Below are 19,710 nucleotides of genomic sequence, written 5' to 3'. Positions count from 1 at the left end.
TGTACTCGTCGTGGGTGCAGGACTCCCCGGCTTCGGTTGCCAGCTGGTGACGACGCCGAGGCTCGGCGCTTCCGGACCGCGTCTCCTCCCCTGACCGGCCCGGCGCCAGATCTCCAGGCTCAACACTGCGCCGTCAGATCGTTCGCGCGGGCTCCCATCGCAGGAATGAGGTTTCCTCACTAATCACCACGATCACCATCGACCTGGATCCGGCCGCCCGCCGCGCCGGCTACCGCCGGCCGGCGATGACCTTCTGGATCTCTTCGACGCTCGGGCGATAGTGCCGCCGGCTCTGCATGCGTAACTCCCGAAGCTGCGGAAGATCGGCGATCGGGCTCAGATCGCCGTCCAGGATTCTCGTGGAGCCGGACAACAGCAACTCCCGCAGCTTCGGCAGTGCCCGCAGTGGTTCAGCACTCCCGAAGTTTGCGCCGTCACTCAGGTTGAGGACTTCGAGATCACCGCACGTTGCAATGTCGTCGAGGGTAGACACCTTCTTGCAAGCTTCGAGGTGCAATTCGCGCAGCATTGACGCACGAACCGCGCCGGTATCCGACAGCCGCGCGGCGAGATAGACGCCGAGATGCCGAAGATCCGGCAGGCGCGCAAGCCCGTCGAGCGACTTCAAGCGCGGCCGATCCTTCAACACCAGCGTCTCAAGGCGGCCGGCCGACGCCAGAACCGACAGGTCCTCCTCCGTGTATCGCCCCGCGAATAGTCGCACAAGGTGAACCGCAGAGCGGAACGTCTGCCGGATCTGACCCCAGTCCGCCCGGATCTCAGTCAGGTCGGGCAGGCGTTCGAGATCAACCGTCAACGCAGGATCCACCGTGAGGCTCACGCGTCTCAACGTCGACGCAAGGCCGTAAATTGGATCCAACGACTGCAGCCGCCGATCGATGACCGTCAGATTCCGCACCGGCAGGCCGTCGAGAAACCCCAGGTCAGGCATGTCGAATCCGAGCGCATAGTTCAGCACGAGGGTGTCGGCGCCCTGGTCGACGAACGCCGCGCCGGCCTCGTCGGACCACGACCCGGTCACCACCATCTCGATGGTCCCGTTCGGTCGCGGCCCGACCGCAAAGGATCGTCCTGTCATCTGCTCCGTGGTCTCTCGGCTGGTCTCGTTCCCGACAACATCTTGGCGTGCAGCATTATCGGCCTGTGCTTGGGTGCCCCCCGTGCTGCCCATGCCCGGTCAGCGTGTACGCCCACGACTGCAGGTACGGCGCAACGCCGCGATCACGGCCTCATCCCCGCTCGAGCAGGAGTCCCCGGGTAGCCGGCCGACCACCGCGTCGTACTCCCCCGCCGTCAACTCGAGCCAGGCATCGTCCTCCCGTGCGGCGGTCCCGAACACCGTCGACCCGTCAGCCCGCAGATGCAGATCCTCGGGCAGCCGCGGCCAGACCCAACCGAAGAGGCTCGACGCGGCCGTCGTGAGCACCCCGAGCGATTCATCGTCCAGCCGGAACAGGTACCGATCCTGGGTCGACGTACCCATGATCAGGGACCCCGGCCAGGCCTGCACCTCATCCGCCTCGAGCAGATGGTCCCCGAGCCTCCGCAGGACCTGCCTCCCCGACTCATCCATCCGTGTCCCACGGCCCTTGTCCAGCACCCCGAACACCACCGCCAACGGCGCCACGGCCCGCAATACGCCCGATAGTCGTCCCCCGCCACGGGACCAACAAGGTTGTAGGTATCCATCAGACCTCCCGCAGCGCATCCGCCCCATCGAGCCCGACGGCGTTCAGATCATCGGCCACCCTCCGTGCGAAGTCCCGCACGCCGGCCTCAACCTCGACCCAGGACACCGGCGTACTGACGGACTCAGGCGCGAAAGCCGAACCGAACACCCAGCCCCCACCCTCACGACGCACGGTGAGCGCGCCCAACTCCTCGAACGACATCGAGTCGAACACGAAGTCGTCCCGGTCGCCCTGCCCCACCCACCTCAGGAGACTCCACGCCAACTCCGCCACCGGAAACAACAATTCCTCGGACAGCACCCGCCCGCCGTCCATCAGCCGGAAATCACCCCTCGACCCCCACGAGCACATCCGCCTGCGACGTTCCCGGCAGCTCGCCGACGACGAGCCGGCCATAACTCAGCAGCATGCCCAACAGCCTCCTAGCCACAAACCGCCTCGAGCAGAAGCCAGGCCCGATCTATCCGAGACATTAGGGGTACCCGCTCGGCGACGAAGGGCACCCGCGGAAACTTGACCTCTGGCTCCAACAAGCCGCCCGCCATCCCGAAGGCAGCACAGAACCGCTCCAACTCCTTCTCACCGCTTACTGCTTCAAAACACATCGCCAGACCAGCACAAGCACCGCCGGCCATAGCTGCGGGTCGGCGACCGTGTCAGATGGACATCATTCGATCACTTCGCCACCGCCGAGCAGTGCGTCCAGGCTGCGGTAGATCGCCAGGTACTGCTCCTGGGAGAAGACCGGAGGCTTCCATCCGATTGCATCGAAATGCCGCAGAGCTTCTTCGGGTACGGCGATCCCGTACTCCCGCACGTACTCCGCCGCGTCCAGCCGCCAGTAGTACACCCCATCGGACACGATCGCCGACCCACCACTGACTCCGAAGCGATCACCGATCAGATCCCGGGTGTACTCCATCCACGCCAGAAAGACAGGACAGCCGGCGAGATAGTCCGCGACCCGGGCGCGCAGCCCAGCCTCCATCACCGACGACCGATCCAGCGACTCCGCGGACCACGCATTACCCCCGGGCGCAGGCGCCAACGATCCCAGCGGCCGCGGGTCGGCGGGTTCCGGCACACCCATCAGAAGTCTCCTTGCGCGTCGTTGCGACTACGTCGACTCCCATGATCCGTGACAGCGAGGCAGCCGTCTCTCTGCCGCCATGACACATCACCAGCGTGATCGCACCACCGTTGTAGGCAGGATTCTCGCGCACTGCGTCGGCAATCTGCTGTACGTGCGTCACGTTTCCGTTGACGATCGGGCGCCCACCGGCTGTTCCGTGAACAATGACATCGTGACGCCCGCCCGCGCCGGTTCCAGTCCTCGTCGGCGACGCCGGTCTGGGGCTTACGTTCGTGAACGGGCAAAGTTCGTTGCCGTGGCAGCGTCATCGCCGATGGCGGTCGCGGCGGCACTGTGCCGCGCCGTCGCGTCGGCCGCATCGGACCACGCCCCGGTGACTACCATCTCGACAACGTGGCCGAGTCGACGTCGGGCAGCTTCGCGACGATGCCCAGTGACAGGCGTTCACTGACGATGAAGTATTTCCAGTGGCCCTCGGCAACCAATTCGGCGAGCCGGGCGGGGTCGACCGGGCGTGTTCGGGACACGTAGCGCTCAGGCCCCGGCACGAGCTCGTGCATCACCAGCCGGTACGGACCAAGCTCCGGCGGAAGCGCCGCGAGCACCTCACCGATCACCTTCGCCTGCAGGGCAGGAAACTGGACCTCCTCCCCTGACCGACTCGTCGCCAGACCTTCGGGCTCAACACATCCGTCATAGAGGGCGCTGTAGGAAGAGCTGACTTACTCGCCCGACGCCAATGTCACCGCTCGACGGAGCGTCTCGTCCAGGGCAGCCGTGGCGACGAGCTCCAACTGCTCCTCCAGCAAGATCGAACCGGTACCTACCTCCGCGACCGCAAGCACAGCCGCGCCACTGCTCCAGAGCGTCAGCCGAACCATCCGGCTACCCCGATCAAGATCGATCCACAGGGAGGGGTTGTCCCGCTCGCCGGACGACCGATCGACACCAACTTCGATCCCGCGGCCAGTCAATGCGGTCCGGGACGCCTCGACCCACTCCGTCGCGTAATTCAGTAAGTCGGTCATAGTTTCGATGCGATCCATTCAATATTATGCGCTGCCGGGAACTGAGGAAGTGGCTCGCCCCTCTTGGCGGCAAGCCGTCCACGCAGCGAGTTGGGTCCTGGAATCTGCGCCCACCCCGGCTTTCCAGCCGACGCTAGGGAAGCCTTCGGCACGTCGAACTCGATGTACCGGGACCCGGATCTCGCCTCCTTAATGTACGACTTGACGTCCGCCGGATGGGCAACGTAAGTCGTCCCACCAGCTCCCTCCTGAACCTTTCCGCTCCTGACCATGGCGCCGTGCTCGCGCCCACTCATCCAACGACCGACGCGGACAAGATCCTCGCCACCCTTGCCTGCCGATGATGCGGCTCTTGCAGCTATGACCTTGCCAACCCCTGCTGCAACGGCAGCGCCGCCAATCTCGGCGGCAGCCCCTGTCGCCGCTCCGATCGCCACTTCCTTGGCCATGTTCTCGACGCTGAAAGACTCCTCGTCGTCGAGTGCGACCCTGGCGCCATAACCAAGACCAGAGCCGACGGCCCCGGCGACAGCGCCGGCGACTATCACGCAACCGATGCCGGCGGTCGCGCCGCAGAATGCAAGTCCGCCTACGACGGCGGCGCCGATGGCGATGGCAGTGCCGATTCCCGACGCGTGTTCTTTCGCCCAGTCGTGGGCTTCGTCTACCTTGTCCTTGACGTCGTTGACGTGTGTTTTGATCCAGCCGCCGATGCCGTGCTTCTTTTTCTTGTGGTGGCCGCCGTCGTCGTTGTTGGTGCCGCCGCCGTCGTCGCCGCGGTGGGGGTTGGGGTTGTCGTTGACGGCGCCGGCTACTGGGTATTGCTTGTCGACGTCGTCGTCGGTGTAGCCTCCGCCTCCTTCGCCGTCGCTGGAGTTGATCAGGCCGGTGGGGTCGGAGCCGGAGGTCGGGTTGTCGTTGGCGTAGGTGTAGCCGAGCATCTGCTGCGGGTCGGCGATGTCGAGCATCGGGTCGACGCTGAGGAAGCGTCCGATGGTCGGGTCGTACTCGCGGGCGCCGACCGTGGTCAGGCCGGTGTCCTTGTCCTCGGGTTTGCCGAGGAAGCCGTGGTTGTCCGGCCAGCCGCCGGGCGCCACACCCCGTGGATCGCCGAACGGCTTGGCGTAGCGCTTCGTCGCGGTCAGTGTCGCAGCATCGACGGCCACCTGCGACGTCTCGTGGTAGTCGGTCACGAGCCAGGAGAGGTCCGAGGTCGCCGTCCCGTTGGCCGAGCGGACCGCGATGGTCTGCCCGTTGAACTCGTACTGGCGTTTGCCCAGAACCTGCCGAGTGGCCTTGTTCAGGGTCAGCTCGAGCTCACCCAGGAAAAGCGTCGTCTCCGTCGGGCCGCGGCGGACCAGCAGGTTGCCGTCGGCGTCGTACACGTAGTTGGTGTCGCCCGCCGCGCTCGACAGCTTGGAGAGCTTGCCCTGCGGGTCCCAGGTCAGCGTCTGTCCCGGCCGCACGGTGGTGTTGCCCCGCGCGTCGTACTGGTAGTCCTTCTGCGCTCCGGCACCGGTCACCTTCGCGAGCGTGTGCGGCTGGTCGGTGTTGTAGGTGTAGGTGCTCGTGACGTCGCCGCCGGCCGAGTGGTCGGTCTGCGTCTGCCGCAGCCCGGTCGGCGTGTACGCCCACGACTGCCAGTACGGCGCAACGCCGCCCAGCGCCATCGTGGTCGGCGCCTTGCTGCAGTCGGCGTCAGCCGGGGTCCAAGCCTGGCTGAGCCGCTGGTGGCCGTCGTACTCGAAGCACTGTGTGTCGCCGCCTGCCGCCGGGTCGACCAGGTTCTGGTCCTTGGTGACATTGCCGACCGGGTCGTAGCTGTACAGATGGTCCGACACGACCTGTACGTCGCCCGCCGAGCTGCGGCTCAACCGGCGGGTCCCGTCCTCGTAGACGTTCGCGATGAACATGTCGGCGTTGGACCCGAGGTCGTACAGGGTGACGTCGCCGAACTGGTTGTAGTCGACGTCGTTCACATACGTGCCGCGGGTGCTGAACATCCGCGTTGGCAACCCCAGTGGGCTGTACGCGAACTGCACGTCGTCCGCGCCCAGACCGCCGCCACCCGAGTAACTGATGAGCGACGGCGTCTTGGCATCCGGCTTGTACGCGTAGTTCGTCCAGTAACTGCCGTCGATCTCCACGCCCTCGACGGACGGGATGTCCCGGGTGACCTGCGTCGGCTTGTACAGCACGTTCCGGCTGTTGATGATCGTCCGGTACGCCGGACCGGTCTTGCCGGCCGTGTAGCTGGTCGACATCGCCAACTGGCCCAGCAGACCGGTCTTGTCGTACATCCAGTCCGCGAGCAGGTTTGCCGGGTCGACGCTCGACTTGTAGAGCCCGGTCTTTCGGTCCAGAGCGTCGTACGTGGTAACCAACGTGTTGTTCGCCGAGTCCGTGGTCGACACCAGCCGGTCGCCCTCGTCGTACGTCGAGGTCGTGGTGCCGGAGTCGGGATCGGTGCTCTCGATCTTCCGGCCGCGCAGGTCATACGTGTACGTCCAGACTCCACCGGCGCCCTGCATCCGGGTCATCCGCCCGGCCAGATCGAAGGTGTACGTCGTGAGGTCCGGCGCACCGGTGGCGGCGTTGCCGTCGTACTCACGCCGCTCGACGACCTGGCCGCGAACGTCCGTCACGGTCGAGGTCGCACTGCCGCCGGACGGGGGCAGGACCGTGGTGGTGTCGCCGCCGTACAGCGTGGTAGTCGACCACTTCGGCTGCAGCATGCTCATGAAGGTCGACTTCACGACCCGGCCGGTGCCGTCGTACTCGTTGAACGTCTGGTTCGGGACCGACGCGTTGGGCACGTTCACCATGGCCGCCGCGGGAGCACCGGAGTCCCAGATGTCCTGGTTGTCGTAGATCACCTGGCCGCGAGAGTCGTACCGGGATTCGGTGATGACACGACCACCGTTCGCCCCGGGTGTCTGGCTCTGGCGTGGCCTCAGCAGCGAATCGAACTGGGCGTACGACGTGACGTATCCGTTCGCCTCGACGTTCAGCTGATCCGTCCGCACGGTCGAGGCTGCGGTCTGTGACAGCGTGTAGGTGTACTTGGTGTTTGCGAGACTCGTGGAGGCAGGCGCCTGACTCGGCAGCCACACCGCGGTCAGCCGGCCCAGCGCGTCGTACGCCATCTCGGTGACCTTGCCGTTGGGGTCGACAGTCTTGGACGGCAGACCCCATTCGGGACGGTAGGTGGTGGTCGTGGCGAAGTTCGCAGGAGTTCCGCCATAGGTGTTCACGGTCGGCTGCTTCACCACGGTCTGCGTGAGCGGACCGGTCGCGGTGGGCGTGTAGTCGGTCGTGGTGATCCGGCCGAGCGCGTCTCCCGACGAGATGGCCCGGCCCAACGCGTCGTACGCCTTCGTGCCGGTGGTCTGATAGATCGGCAGACCGTTGGTGTAGTGATGGACACGCTGGACCGTCGTCGCGTCACCCTTCGACGCGTCGCCGTACGTCAGGCCGTCGTAGAACGTCCGCACGTCGGAAAGCACGCGGTTCTCCGGCGGGTTGGGCGAGGCGGTGTCGCAGGCTCCCGTCGAGGTGACGATCCGCATCGGGAGCGCGACCAGCCAAGGCACCGTCTTCTTCGCGTACGCCGTGATCGTGCAGGTCTCGTCGACCTCGGCGGCGTCGCCGTAGTCGGTGACCTTGATCGGCAGGCCGTTGTCCGGGTCGTACGCCGTGGCGACGGTTCGGATCAGGTCGGGCCGGCCACCGTCGCGGTGCACGCGGTTCTGTGTTGCCGACGCGCCCACGAAGTTGGACAGCAGCGTTCCGCCAGGCACCGCCTGCGCGGCCTTCTGCGTCACGAGGTAGTCCGTGATGACGCCCGACGCCTCGGTGTTCGAGCTCTCGTTCTGGTAGGTGATCTGCTCGCGCGGACTGCCGGACAGCGCAGGCAGGTCCGGGCGGACGGTGCCCGTGGTGTCGACGACGTCGACGTTCTTCACGGCCGTCGTACCGTCGAGCTTGTCGCCGTCCATCCCGCGGAAGTACTTCGCGACAGAGCGGCTCCGGGGCGCCGGGTCAGCGGGATCGCCGGTGTACGTCGTCACCGTGCTGTACCCGCGCCAGTCGGACCACGTCTTGTCGTTGTCCTTCAGCATCGGAGACTCCTGGTAGTGCCAGGCGGCACCGCCCGAGTACACGTACTGCGTCATCATCAACGCGCCGTTGCCGGTCGGATCCGACGTCACGACGTTGTCCAGGACGTACTTGTGGAACCAGTCCTCGCGCTCGACCTCATGCGGCGGCGTCCACTTGACCGGGTAGCAGCGCTTCGTGTTGCTGTCCTTGGCCGGCCGTTCACCGGACATGCACTCCTTGCCCGCGTAGTTCACCATGACCTTGGCGCCGGTCTCGGTGTTGATCTCGTGGATCCGGTAGCGCACCAGGCCGTTGAGGCCGTCGGTGTTGGAGTCGACCCGGTTGGCCAGGCCGACCGGGCTGAAGGTCACGTTCGGCACGCTCAGCGCCGTACCGGCCTTGCCGCTGTGCGAGATACCAGCCAGCCACATCGGCGCGCCGGTACTGCCGTCGTTGGTGGACGGGAAGGTCAGGTTGGTCTGCCAGAAGTCGACCGCCTGGTACGCCGTCCCGTTCCAGATCTGGGTCTGGATCTGGTAGAGCCGCTTGCGGCTGAAGAACGTCGGGGAGACCTTGTTGGTGCAAGCGGTCGACCCTTCACACACCTGGTCGAACGGCACGTCCGGCCAGTTGGCCTTGGTCGTACTGCTCAGCACCGAGCAGTTGGCGAGGCAGCGCTCCGCGGTGGTGAAGACGACCTGCTGCGGAGCCTTCGCGGTCGCGATCGTGGTGTCGCGCAGGCCGTAGTCGATGCGGTTCAGGTAGCCGCCCCGGACGTACGGCGTACCGGGAGACGCCACGCCGTTCTTCGCGTAGTTGTTGGTCTCCTTGGTGTACCAGTACGACATCGCGTTGCCGTGCAGGTCGATGACGTAGTCGAGGTTCCAGCGCCAGCCCAGGTTGCAGAACGAGGTCGCGAAGGTGCTGGCGTGGCAGGGTTCGGCCGCGTCGTCACCGGCGACCGGCGCGGTGTAGACCGAGTTCGTGAACGTGGTCATCGACGAGCTCAGTTGGTGCTTGCCGAAGTAGTACTGCGTGCCGTCGGTCGTCGTGACCCGCCAGTACTCTTTGCGCGCGTCACCGTTGTCGACCGTGCCGACGAGCTTCTCGACTCGGGAGCCGTCGTCGTTCTTCAGCTTCCAGGTGCTCGCACCGGTCACATCGCCGGTGGTCCGGACGAGCTCGTTCGACTTGCCGTTCAGCGTGAGCGTCGCGTTGTCGTACTTCCAGCACTGGTCGTACTTGCCGGCGTTGCCGTCCTCGTCGCAACTCGTGTACTTGCGCTCGATGAACGACTCGGTCAGGTCGAAGCCTTCACCGACCCAGGAGACCTGGTTGTTCGTCGCCGAGGTCCGGCCGTCGATCGACTGAGCGGAGTACTGGAAGGCGAGACTCGGCGTCGGCCCGGCCGCGGCCGGCGGCATCCGGAGCGGGTACGACCACGTGAAGTCACCACTCGCCCCGCCGCCGGACCAACTGGACGCGGCCGAGAGCTGGGTCGCCGCATAGTCGCCGGTGCTCGAGTCCGATGCGGCAGTCAGCGCGAAGACCGACGGTTGCGCGCTGACCGGCGTGGTCGCCGAAACCGTCTTCCGGCTGGTGTCGTTGTGTGCTTGCAGCGGCGTGCTCGTTGAACACGCGGGCGCGTTCGGCGTCGTCAGGATGCAAGCCGGCAGCGCTACGACGGTCAGTCGCGCAGCCCAGTCCGCGCCGAACGCGTTCGCGAAGCCGGAGTAGTCGAAGGACAGCTGTACGTCGGACCGCGATGCCGGCGCCGTCGCCTTGACCAGTACGCCGCTGATGCCTGCGCGGGCACTGGCCGCCTGGTCAAGGAACTCGACGTCAACGGTCGCCGGCGGACCGCCCGTGACCGATTGGGCGGAAACCGGTCCGCCGGCCCGCGTTCCGGCCAGTCCGACCACCACGCTGTGGTGCCCCGGCGTCGGCCAGATGACCGGCCGGCTCACCGCGGCGATCGTCGCGTCGACTGCTCGCTTCAGGTCCGCGGACTCACTCGGCGCGGCGACCGGCTTGACCGGTTCGACGTCCGCGTCGTGCGGCGCCACGGGTTTCGGCAGTCCGGGGCTCCCGCCGGACGACCGGGCCTCGGCCCAGGGCACCGGACCGGAGATCGCCACGGTCGTGGCGAGCGACAGGCTGAGCAGCACCGGCAGGAACCGGGAACGGAATGCGCGCATGGTTGGCCTCATCAGGAACAGCTCGTTTCGTTGCCGAGGTCGGTGCAGAGCTGGCGCTGCGGTACGACGCCCGCGTAGATCCGCAGGTCGTCGATCAGACCGCCGTACGGGCTGAGCCCGGGCGCCTGACCTCCGACGACTGTCGTGCCGCTGGTGAACGGAGTAGTGAATCCGGCAATCCCGCCATCACCGGATCTGTCCGCGATCTGGAGAAGGATCTGGCCGCTGGCAGCGTCGTACGTTGCCACCAACGCGTTCCAGTCGTCGGCCGTGAATTTGTTCGTCGGCTGGGTCACCTCGACGGGTTGGGCGGTCGTGGAGTCGGCCGGTGACCGCGAGAACACCCACAGAGCGCTGTCGTCGCCGGGCGACGGCCGGTACTCCAGGCGCCACGAATCCTTGGCGGAGCCTGCCTGGCGGGCGATCACTTGAGGCTGCGACGTGTCCGTGATCTTTGCCCAGACCGTCACTGTGAAGCTTGCCGAGGTATCGACCAAGGGACGGGGCAGGGAGACGGCTTCCGTGCTCTTGCCTGTGGTGGCGAGCACCCGACCGCGTTCCAGATCCTCCACGACGGCCGAGCTCTGATCGGTCGTGTCCCCGAAGCCGTTGACGATCATGTTGGCGCCGTACACGGATTCACCGGTCCGCCAGACACCATCGCTGCCGGCTGCGACGTTGTCGAACGGGTAGTACGCCGTGACACCGGCGACAGGCTCGTCACTGCCTGCCGGCCCGGTGCGCGGATCGGCTGCCAGTTTCGCCTCGGCGGCGGACAGGGTCCGGGGGTAGATCTTCACGTCGTCGATGCCGCCGGGGAAGACGCCCTTGCCGGTGCCCACCCGGTAGGAGCCGACCTCCACCGTTCCGGTCGCCTTCCACGGCGTGTGGGTGAACGACGCCGTACCTTGCAGACGGCCGTTGACGTAGAGCTTGACGGTCTTGTTGCCGGCGTCGACGACCCCGAGCAGGTGCGTCCAGGCGTACATCACCGGCGGGCCGACGGAATCGACTCGCGCCTGTGCGGCGGTCCAGGAGTCGGACACGTTCTGGTAGAAGGTCCAGCGGCTGGTGGATGCGACGTACCGCAGAAGCCCGCCGTACGCGGCGCCGCCGGTGATCGCCACGATGCCGGAGTCGTTCGCGGCAGTGGGCCGCACCCAGGCCGAGATACTGAAGCTGCCCGACGTGTCGACGACCTGTCCGGCGACGCTCGCCCGGTTGTCGCCGCCGTCCTGCCCGTTGAAGACCAAGGACCCGCCGACGCGGCCGGCGTCGTCGAACTGCGCGCCGGTCACGGCCAGGGGATGGTTGTTGCCGGAGGAGTCGGCGGCCGTCGTACCGCTGCCGTCGTCGAGGGACCAGGCCGCGATCGGAGGCAGGCCGGGACCGACATTGATCCGGAACTGCCGGGTCGAACTGGCGTGGGCCACGGCATCGTGGCTGAGGGCGTCGAAGGTCACCCACCCTTGAGCCGGCGTGACCAGCGAGATCGTGACGGACCGGCCGTTGACCTTGGTCAACGACGCCCCGTCGAACCCGTAGCTGAGGGCAACGACATCCGTGCTGGTCGACGAGATCGTGTACGTCACCTTCGCGCCGAACGGAACGGACTCCGGGCAGACGCCGGCCTGTGCCGGGTCGAGACAGTCCTTCAGCGAGGTGCCGTTGTAGCTGGCGGTGATGGTCGGTGGCGGCGGTGGCGTGGTGTCGATCTTGAAGTAGCACGTGCCCGACCAAGCCGAGGCCAAGGTTCCCCCGGGAATGGCATAAAGGGTTCGGGCCCGGTAGGTGTAGAGGGCTCCGGTGGAAAGGCCCGTCGGCGCGAGCGGCTTGACCAGCACACCGGGCAAGACGGTCGTGCTCTGCGTGTACCAGATCTGCTGGGACTGACTGATGATCTGGAACTGGACGACGATCGCGGCACTGGTGTCACCGGCGCCGACCCGTCCCTTGCCGGACAGCTGCGGCCGCAACGACGCCACGACCATCGGGTCGGTCGCGGTCGCGCACGGACCCGGTGTGTCGGTCTGCGTCGCGGAGCCCAGTTCGTACGCGGGCAGCGGGTACGCAACGTACTCGATCTTCAGCTGGCCGGTGCTGTTGAACTGCTTCCACGCGATCTCGTCGGTCTCGTCGGTCGCCCGCAATCTGAACGTCGCGGTCCGGCCGTTGGCGGTCGACGTGTACTGGACCGAGCTCGTCACGTCGAACTCGACGCCGCCGGCCGGACAACTGGAGCTGTACCCCAGGGCGACGCTGCGGGTAGCGACATCGGCCTGACTCGCGGGTTGCTGGTTCCAGGTTGTGGCGGACGAGATCGGTCCGGTCCGGGACACCGTCACCGAGCGGGCGGAGCAGCTCGCGGAATGGACCTCGTAGGTCAGCAGCGAGGCGTTGAGGATCTTCTTGTTGGTGTACGGCGACACGTCGAACTGGAAGAACGAACGGACGATCTTGTTCTGCTCGAAGCCTTCGTAGCCGACACCCAGGGTGTGACTGGTCTGCCAGAACGACGTGGTCGGATAGAGCTGCCAGGCCGCCGTCCAGCCGCTCCGGTTCACGGTCATGATCGTCGGGTCCAGCACGACCGGGAAGACGGTCGCCGCATCGGTCAGCAGACGCTGGTCCGGGGTCAGGGTGAGGCCGTCCGGGCTTCCTTCGAAGGTCATCAGGGCTCGTTTGGCCTGTCCGCCCGGCCCTTCGGCGACAGCCGCGGCGCTCGACCTCGTCTTACTCGCCACCGTGCCTGTCGAGTCCCACATCAACGCCTCGCCGGCGCTGAGTACCTGCTTGCCGGAGGCATCGACATACCCCGGCCGGCCGGTCTGAGCCGTTCGTAGGTCGAGATTCTGCGTCGCCACCGGGAACGTCAGGCTGCGCAGCGCCGGGTCCGCCGCAGCGGCCCGGTTCTTGACGACGAGGTTGTAGCTGAACCCCTCCGCGGCGGCGTCGACCACCAGGTCGACTCCCGGTAGGACCTCGCCGTACGTGGCCTTCGAGCCCTCGACCGTCGGGGTGGGCAACGACCACGGCGACTCGAGCTCGAACACCCCGTCTGCGCGGCGGAAGCGGGCGAGGACACCTGTCCCGCCGTTCGAGAACGCCACGTCGGTGGTCGCCGCGCGGGGCGCGAGCATGCCGTCCTGGCGGACTGCCAGTGTGGTGTCGATGTCGGTCCAGCCCGACGCCTTGTGCACCCGCACGGGGCGGTTCGAGAGCTCCGCACTCAGCGTGCCCTCGGGAGTTGCCACGGTCCGCGAGTACTCCGTGGTCTTCTCCTCGATCTCAATCGAGGTGTTGTACTGCGCCGCCAGCCGGGTTGCTTCGGCGACGGTCTTCGCGGACTTCGGCGGGCCGGCCGGCTTGGCCGCCTGGCTTGCCGGAACTGCGACCAGGCCGGCGGTGAGAACCGCCAGGACCGACAGCAGACTTACCTGTCGCGTGAGCGCGCGCAGGGACCACCGATTGGACATCATGAACCCACCCCTGAAGTGACAACAGCCGGACTGCCAGCACCCCCGAGGTGCGCCACTCAGGAAGTTGAGGGCGTCCTGATAGTGAGGGGTCGCTACTCAGTGGGTCAACGAAATTGCAGCAAGTGACATGAATCGCCGATAGCTGTGGCGCCGCGCGCGCAAACGTGCTGTGCGCGGGGTCTGTCTCGCCTTACCGGGGCAGCGTGCGTGGGGCTTCGGGTAGGACTCGGCCGCCGACTGTGGCGTGGGTGGGCGGTTGCCAGGTGGTGTGAAGGTGGGAGCCGGTGCCTTGGATGACGAGGAGGTCGCGGCGGAGTTGCGCGGTCAGTTGGGTTACGGCTGAGCCGGTGGCTTCGTCTTCCTCGACGTTCATGGCGGGGGCGAAGGCTCGGGCTCGGACGATGCCGGCGGGCTCGTCCTGCCAGGACCAGAGGAAGGTGTGGCCGGCGTCGTACGTCGTGGGGTCGGCAGCGAGGACGTCGGCGGGGGTGGCTAGCTGGTGCCACTCCCAGGAACTGCCCCAGGTGGTGTCGGCTCGGACGGCGTAGAGGTCGCCGGAGCGGGTGACGGGGATGGGGCCGGCGGGGACGTGCAGGGTGTCGACGGGGTGGCCGTGGTTGTGCAGCCAGGCGGCGGCGCCGACCGTCGGGTGGCCGGCGAAGGACATCTCGCCGGTGGCGGAGTAGATACGGAGCGTGCCGGTGGCTGCGTCGTCGACGTACACGGTCTCGCTGTAGCCGAGCTCGGCGGCCACGCGCTGCCGGTCGCTCTCACCGACCAGGCGGCCGTCGACGATGCCCAGGGGGTTGCCGAACCGGCCGTCGGGGTCGGTGAAGACCCTGACGACCTCGACCTGGAGGTTCAAGTCAGAGCACGGCGATCGCGGCGATGATCGCGATCAGCAGCACCGCGCCGCCCACGATCGCCAGCATCCGGCCGTTCACCTTGGGTTCGGCGGCGGCCTCGGCCTGGCCCTCGTTGACGAAGGCGCGGAACATCTGCGTGTTCGCGCCCGGGTCCTGCTCGTTCTCCACGTTCTGCGGGACGTTCTGGTCAGCCATGGCCCCAGACCCTACCGGCACCCCGGACCCCAGCCACTCACCAAGGGCCCGGTTTTACCTACCGCTCACGCTGCGTCCCGCTCCGGTCGGCGCCCGGTAAACCCGTTGGTGAGTGTCTCAGGTCCATGTACCATTTGGTACATGCGCTTCGATCACTCCAGCACGATCCAGGCCGCGCCCGAGCGGGTCTGGCAGGTTTTCAGCGACGTCGAGCGGTGGCCCGACTGGACCCCGACCGTCGATTCCGTCGAGCGGCTGGACGCGGGCCGGATCCACGTCGGCGCCCGCACCCGGATCCGCCAACCCAAGCTCCCGGTCGCGGTCTGGGAGGTGACGGAACTGAAGGAGGGTGAGTACTTCGAATGGGTCTCGAAGGCTCCCGGGATCAAGACCACGGGCGGCCACCGCGTCGTCAGTACGCCGGAAGGCACCGTCGCGACCGCGACGATCGTCCAGGAGGGCCCGCTCGGCTGGCTGTTCGGCCGGCTCTACGCCAAACTCACGATGAACTACATCGCCACCGAGACCGCAAAACTGAAGGGTGTCTGTGAGTCGAGCAACCCTGCTGGCTGACGCGATCGAGCATTTCGCGAAGAACGGGATCGGCGACGCGAGCCTGCGCAGTATCGCGACCTCGATCGGCACCAGTCATCGGATGCTGATCTACCACTTCGGCTCCCGCGAGGGTCTGCTCGCCGAGGTGGTGCGGACGGTCGAGCAGCAGCAGCGCGACCTGCTGGCCGCGCTGTCCGATCTCCCGATCGAGGAACAGGCCGAGGAGTTCTGGCGCCGCGTCACCGAGGCGGCGCTGGTCTACGGCCCGCTGTTCTTCGAGCTCAGCGCGCACGCGATGCAGGACCTGCCGCACACCGAGCCCCTCAAGGCCGATCTGATCAACGTCTGGCTGCCGCCGTTGATCGAGCTCTGCGTCCGCGCCGGCATCCCGCCGGAGCAGGCGCCGGCGTACGCGCGACTCGGTCTGGCCGCCTCCCGCGGCCTGCTGTTCGACCTGCTGCTGACCGGTGATCGCGCGGGCGTCGACGAGGCGTCCGCGCTGCTCAACCGGCTGTTCACTCTCCCGGTTCGGTAGGCCGCTCGACCCGGCCGGCGACGATCGGCAACCGCGAGTCCCGCAGTACGGCGACGAACGCGAACGGCCGGTCCAACGTGACCTCCAGCCGGCGCTCCTGCGACGTGATCATCGCGGCCCGCGTCATCGCCATCGCGGTCACCGCCGCGGCCTCGAACCCGGTCGCGAAGAACCGCGCGAGCACCTTCTGCTTCGCCTGCCCGAGCTGCAGGGGGGTCGGGCTGAGCGCACTGAAATGTCCGCGCGCGCCCGGATCCGACGCGATCGCCGTCAAACCGAACAGCTCCTGGGACGCCAGCAGATCGTGCTCGACCTCGATGCTGAACGACGGCAACGACACCTTCACGTCGGGTCGCGCGGCCGTCGTCTTCCCGATCGTCAACCCAGGACCGGGCCGGTCCTGGTCGATCAGCTGACTGCCCGGTACGCCGTCGCCCGGCCGGGCCGCCGCCTCCAGCAGCGCGGGCAGCGCGTCCTCCCCGATGCCCAGCAGTACGTCGACGTCTGCCTCGCCGCGCACCGTGACCACGGTGAGCTCGCCGTACCGCCGTACCGAATCGAGGTCGGTGTCTGTGCGCTCCAACCAGTGCCAAGAGCCGGCCCAGGGACCGCCCGCGACGCGCCGGACCTGCTCGGTGAACGGGCGCACCCAGGTGGTCCGCAGCAGCAGTGCCGACGCCAGCACCAGCATCAGGTCGCCGTCGATGTCGAGCGGCATCTCCCGGATCAGGTCGTCGGTGTGCTCGGCGGCCCAGGCGTCGAGTTTCGCCTTGTCGACCGCCGGGTTGCCGGTCAGCAGGCCGACGAGCGGCGCCGGCAGCACGCTGTCGAACGTCTCCGCCAGCTTCAGCTCTTCACTGACCCAGACGCCGAGCGCGGCGTTCAGATCGGCGGAGCCCTCGATGGTCTCGACCAACCGGATCGCGTCGGTTGCCGCGGTCGCCGGATCCACCCCGGCCGCGGCGGCGAGCTCGGAGCGCCCGGGCTCGTCCGCTCCGGTCGCGAGCAGGGCCAGCAACGGCCACAGGCCGAGCCCGGCCACCACCGTGTTCTCGGCCGGCAAGGTCCGGGCCCAGCGGGTGGTGAGGTCGTTGACTGCGCGCACCACATCGGCATCCATACCTCAACACTGCCACACACCTGATACCTGACGGTGATTTTCATTTCCAGCGGAGGTCTGCCAGCATTCCGCCCATGACAACGGCCGAGCAGGAGACGCCGGAGGCCCAGGAGGCTCACGAGGCGAAGGAGCCTCCCGGGTCGTCGATCGTGTTCACCGGCACGCTGGTGCTGCTGGTCGGGCTCGCGCTGTTCGGGCGGCGGCTGTTCAACGGGTGGTTCACCGGCGACGGGATCCGCACGTGGGCGACGATGTTCGTCGGCGTGACGGTCCAGGCGCTGCCGTTCCTGGTGCTCGGTGTGCTGCTGTCGGCGGCCCTTACCGCGTTCGTTCCGGCGTCGTTCTTCGCCAAGGCGCTCCCGAGACATCCCGCCCTCGCCGTACCGGTCGCCAGTGCGTCCGGCGTTGTGCTCCCGGGCTGCGAGTGCGCTTCGGTGCCGGTGTCGGCAGCGTTGATGAACCGCGGCGTCGCCCCGGCCGCGGCGATCGCGTTCCTGTTGTCGGCGCCGGCGATCAACCCGGTCGTGCTGGCGTCGACGGCGGTGGCGTTCCCGGGCCAGCCGAAGGTCGTGGTCGCCCGCGCGGTCACGTCGCTCGCGGTCTCGATGATCCTCGGCTGGTTGTGGTTGCTGACCGGCAAGGGCGGGTCGTGGCTGAAGATGCCGAAGAACCGGCACGCGCACGACGACGGCAAGTTCGAAGTGTTCCGGTCCGCGATGCTGCACGACTTCCTGCACGCCGGCGGGTTCCTGGTGATCGGCGCGGCCGCCGCGGCCACGCTGAACGTCGTCGTCCCGCGCTCCTGGCTCGACCACGTCGCGGGGAACCTGCTGCTCTCGGTGCTGATCCTCGGGCTGCTCGCTGTCCTGCTGGCGATCTGCTCCGAGGCGGACGCGTTCGTCGCGGCGAGCCTCACCCAGTTCTCGCTGACCGCGCGGCTCGCGTTCATGGTCGTCGGCCCGATCGTCGACGTGAAACTGGTCGCTCTCCAGACCGGAACCTTCGGCCCGAAGTTCGCCGTCCGGTTCGCCCCGGCCACCTTCGTGGTCGCGATCCTTGCCAGCCTGCTCGCCGGATGGTGGTTGTTGTGAAGCGCAACGTTGCCGGGTTGGTGATCGTGTTCGTGGGGGCCGCGATGGTGCAACTCGCGACCTCCGGCACGTACCTGCGGTATGTGAAACCCGGGATGCGGTGGATGCTGTTCGCGGCCGGGCTGATCCTGATCGCGCTGGCGGTGACCGACGTCCTCGTGCGGACCCGCGCGGCCCACGACCACGCACTGCCGCGAGCCGCCTGGTTGTTGCTGGTCCCGGTGTTCGCGCTGCTCGTCGTCGATCCGCCCGCGCTCGGTGCGGACGCGGCGCAACGGCAGTCACCGGTCGCCGCGAAACCCGTCGCGCCGCAGAGAAACGCGTACTGGGACGAGTCGGCAGGTCCCAAGCCGATCGCGGTGCGCGACTACGCCGTCTGGGCGGTGTGGGAGAAGGAGACGATGAAGGGCAAGTCGTTCCAGCTGACCGGCTTCGTCACGCCGGCGAAAAACGGCGTCTGGTACGTGACGCGCATCGGCCTGACCTGCTGCGTCGCGGACGGTACGGCATTCATGGTCGAAGCCCGCGGCCAAACCGCGCCCGCGAAGAACCAGTGGGTGACCGTGACCGGCGAGTGGGCGGAGCCGACGCGGCGGGTCGACGGCGACGTCGCCGCGCTCACCATCACGACGGTCAAGCCGGTGACCGCCCCAGCCAACCCCTACGAGTAGGGCCTAGGTTCACCCAGCCCGCGACCGCCGGCACGCCCGTCGGCCGGTGTACGGCGACGAAGCCGAACGGCCGCTCGAGGTTCACGTACAGCGCCTTCGCGCCGAACGCCGCGGAGCCCGCGGCCATCGGCATCGCGGTAACCGCGGCCGCCTCGAACCCGGTGGCCGAGAACCGTGCGAGCACGGCCTGTTTCGCCTGGCCGATCGCCAACGGCTGCGGACTCAGCCCCGGGAAATGTCCGGTCCGTGGGTCGGACGCCGCGCTCAACCCGAACACCGAGGCATGCTCCAGCAGGTCGTGTTCCGCCTCGATCTCGAAGTACGGCATCGACAGCGCGACGACCGGCTGCAGCGACTCGATCACCTCGACACCAGGCGCCGATCGCTCCGCTGCCAGCACCTCTGTCCCGCCCAGCCCGTCACCGTCGAGCTCCAGCGCCGCGCCGAGCACCGCCGCCCGCCCACCGTCACCGACGACCAGCCGTACGTCGAACTCCCCGGTCCCACGCACCGTCAAGGCGGTCAACGGACCGGTCGCCGTCTCGTACACCTGCAAGCTGTCGAGATCCGGATCCGCCCGGCTCAGCCAGCGCCGATCGTTGCGACGGTACTCCTCGAACGGCAGCGCCCACTCCGTCTTCAGCACCAGCGCCGACGCGAGCACCAGCAAGACGTCAGGAGTGAGCTGGACCGGCATCCGGCGCAGCAACCCGTCCGTCCGCTCGACCACCCAGGCGTCCAGGGCGGCGCGATCGGTCAGCGTCCCGCGCACCTCCGGCGGAAGGAACCGGTCCACGCCCGGCTGCAGTTCGATCTCCGGACGCGTCCACAGTCCCAACGCCATCCGCAGATCGGGCGCCTCCAGCAGACCGCCGTACCGGCCGCCGGCGGCCTCGGCCAGCTCGGTGTGCGCGGGTTCGTCCGCGACCTCGGCCAGCATCGCGAGCAGCGGCTGGACGCCGAGCCCGGAGATCACCGTGCTGTCCTCGCCGGGCAGTTCGGCGATCCATCGTGCGGTCAGGCGACCGACCTGAGATGCGTCCACTCACACATCCTGGCGCACCAG

Annotated in this window: 16 protein-coding genes; 4 read left to right on the top strand and 12 right to left on the bottom strand. The window is 67.7% G+C overall.

Features of this window, described 5'->3' with window-relative positions; translation table 11 throughout:
- Positions 1 to 229 precede the first annotated feature (229 nt).
- The 10 genes from ABZX12_RS25575 to ABZX12_RS25530 all read right to left on the bottom strand — a co-directional run bounded on the left by ABZX12_RS25575 (position 230) and on the right by ABZX12_RS25530 (position 14,672).
- Positions 230 to 1,192, bottom strand: coding sequence for a hypothetical protein (locus tag ABZX12_RS25575; RefSeq protein ID WP_355696997.1), 963 nt, complete (start codon positions 1,190 to 1,192; stop codon positions 230 to 232).
- A 6-nt stretch (positions 1,193 to 1,198) separates the two neighbouring features.
- Positions 1,199 to 1,594 carry a hypothetical protein gene (locus tag ABZX12_RS25570; protein WP_355696995.1) on the bottom strand — a complete coding sequence of 132 codons (396 nt, stop codon included), beginning with the start codon at positions 1,592 to 1,594 and terminating at the stop codon, positions 1,199 to 1,201.
- A 115-nt stretch (positions 1,595 to 1,709) separates the two neighbouring features.
- Positions 1,710 to 2,027, bottom strand: a complete 318-nt coding sequence (locus tag ABZX12_RS25565) for a hypothetical protein (protein WP_355696994.1) — start codon at positions 2,025 to 2,027, stop codon at positions 1,710 to 1,712.
- A 352-nt stretch (positions 2,028 to 2,379) separates the two neighbouring features.
- The gene (locus tag ABZX12_RS25560) at positions 2,380 to 2,802 is read right to left on the bottom strand and encodes a hypothetical protein (protein WP_355696992.1); all 423 of its coding nucleotides are present in this window, start codon (positions 2,800 to 2,802) and stop codon (positions 2,380 to 2,382) included.
- Between the two features lie 380 nt (positions 2,803 to 3,182).
- Positions 3,183 to 3,422: a hypothetical protein gene (locus ABZX12_RS25555; RefSeq protein ID WP_355696990.1), complete on the bottom strand. Its 240-nt coding sequence runs from the start codon at positions 3,420 to 3,422 to the stop codon at positions 3,183 to 3,185.
- A 105-nt stretch (positions 3,423 to 3,527) separates the two neighbouring features.
- Positions 3,528 to 3,851: a hypothetical protein gene (locus tag ABZX12_RS25550; protein ID WP_355696988.1), complete on the bottom strand. Its 324-nt coding sequence runs from the start codon at positions 3,849 to 3,851 to the stop codon at positions 3,528 to 3,530.
- Positions 3,830 to 10,132: an RHS repeat-associated core domain-containing protein gene (locus ABZX12_RS25545; protein ID WP_355696986.1), complete on the bottom strand. Its 6,303-nt coding sequence runs from the start codon at positions 10,130 to 10,132 to the stop codon at positions 3,830 to 3,832. The genes ABZX12_RS25550 and ABZX12_RS25545 overlap by 22 nt, the downstream gene beginning before the upstream one ends.
- Positions 10,133 to 10,143: 11 nt before the next feature.
- Positions 10,144 to 13,611 carry a LamG-like jellyroll fold domain-containing protein gene (locus ABZX12_RS25540; RefSeq protein ID WP_355696984.1) on the bottom strand — a complete coding sequence of 1,156 codons (3,468 nt, stop codon included), beginning with the start codon at positions 13,609 to 13,611 and terminating at the stop codon, positions 10,144 to 10,146.
- A gap of 190 nt (positions 13,612 to 13,801) precedes the next feature.
- Positions 13,802 to 14,476: a PhzF family phenazine biosynthesis protein gene (locus tag ABZX12_RS25535; RefSeq protein WP_355696983.1), complete on the bottom strand. Its 675-nt coding sequence runs from the start codon at positions 14,474 to 14,476 to the stop codon at positions 13,802 to 13,804.
- Between the two features lies 1 nt (position 14,477).
- Entirely contained in the window at positions 14,478 to 14,672 is a 195-nt protein-coding gene (locus ABZX12_RS25530) for a hypothetical protein (protein ID WP_355696981.1), read from the bottom strand.
- Between the two features lie 141 nt (positions 14,673 to 14,813).
- Here ABZX12_RS25530 and ABZX12_RS25525 point away from each other — a divergent pair, with 141 nt between their 5' ends.
- Positions 14,814 to 15,245 carry an SRPBCC family protein gene (locus tag ABZX12_RS25525; protein ID WP_355696979.1) on the top strand — a complete coding sequence of 144 codons (432 nt, stop codon included), beginning with the start codon at positions 14,814 to 14,816 and terminating at the stop codon, positions 15,243 to 15,245.
- Positions 15,220 to 15,762, top strand: coding sequence for a TetR family transcriptional regulator (locus ABZX12_RS25520; RefSeq protein ID WP_355696978.1), 543 nt, complete (start codon positions 15,220 to 15,222; stop codon positions 15,760 to 15,762). Before ABZX12_RS25525 ends, ABZX12_RS25520 begins: the two co-directional genes overlap by 26 nt.
- Here ABZX12_RS25520 and ABZX12_RS25515 read toward each other — a convergent pair.
- On the bottom strand, positions 15,743 to 16,882 hold the full coding sequence (locus ABZX12_RS25515; protein WP_355696976.1) for a serpin family protein: 1,140 nt from the start codon (positions 16,880 to 16,882) through the stop codon (positions 15,743 to 15,745). The genes ABZX12_RS25520 and ABZX12_RS25515 overlap by 20 nt on opposite strands.
- A 74-nt stretch (positions 16,883 to 16,956) precedes the next feature.
- Between ABZX12_RS25515 and ABZX12_RS25510 the strand changes: the two genes are divergently transcribed.
- Positions 16,957 to 17,973 carry a permease gene (locus tag ABZX12_RS25510; RefSeq protein ID WP_355696974.1) on the top strand — a complete coding sequence of 339 codons (1,017 nt, stop codon included), beginning with the start codon at positions 16,957 to 16,959 and terminating at the stop codon, positions 17,971 to 17,973.
- Positions 17,970 to 18,644: a TIGR03943 family protein gene (locus ABZX12_RS25505; protein WP_355696972.1), complete on the top strand. Its 675-nt coding sequence runs from the start codon at positions 17,970 to 17,972 to the stop codon at positions 18,642 to 18,644. Before ABZX12_RS25510 ends, ABZX12_RS25505 begins: the two co-directional genes overlap by 4 nt.
- Here the strand turns inward: ABZX12_RS25505 and ABZX12_RS25500 are convergent.
- Entirely contained in the window at positions 18,607 to 19,689 is a 1,083-nt protein-coding gene (locus ABZX12_RS25500; RefSeq protein ID WP_355696970.1) for a serpin family protein, read from the bottom strand. The genes ABZX12_RS25505 and ABZX12_RS25500 overlap by 38 nt on opposite strands.
- Between the last annotated feature and the right edge of the window lie 21 nt (positions 19,690 to 19,710).

Origin of the sequence: Kribbella sp. NPDC003505, assembly GCF_040610875.1 — a bacterium.
Classification (GTDB): domain Bacteria; phylum Actinomycetota; class Actinomycetes; order Propionibacteriales; family Kribbellaceae; genus Kribbella.
Note: the sequence above shows the minus strand (reverse complement) of the source record. Positions and strands in the feature narration are given on the sequence as shown.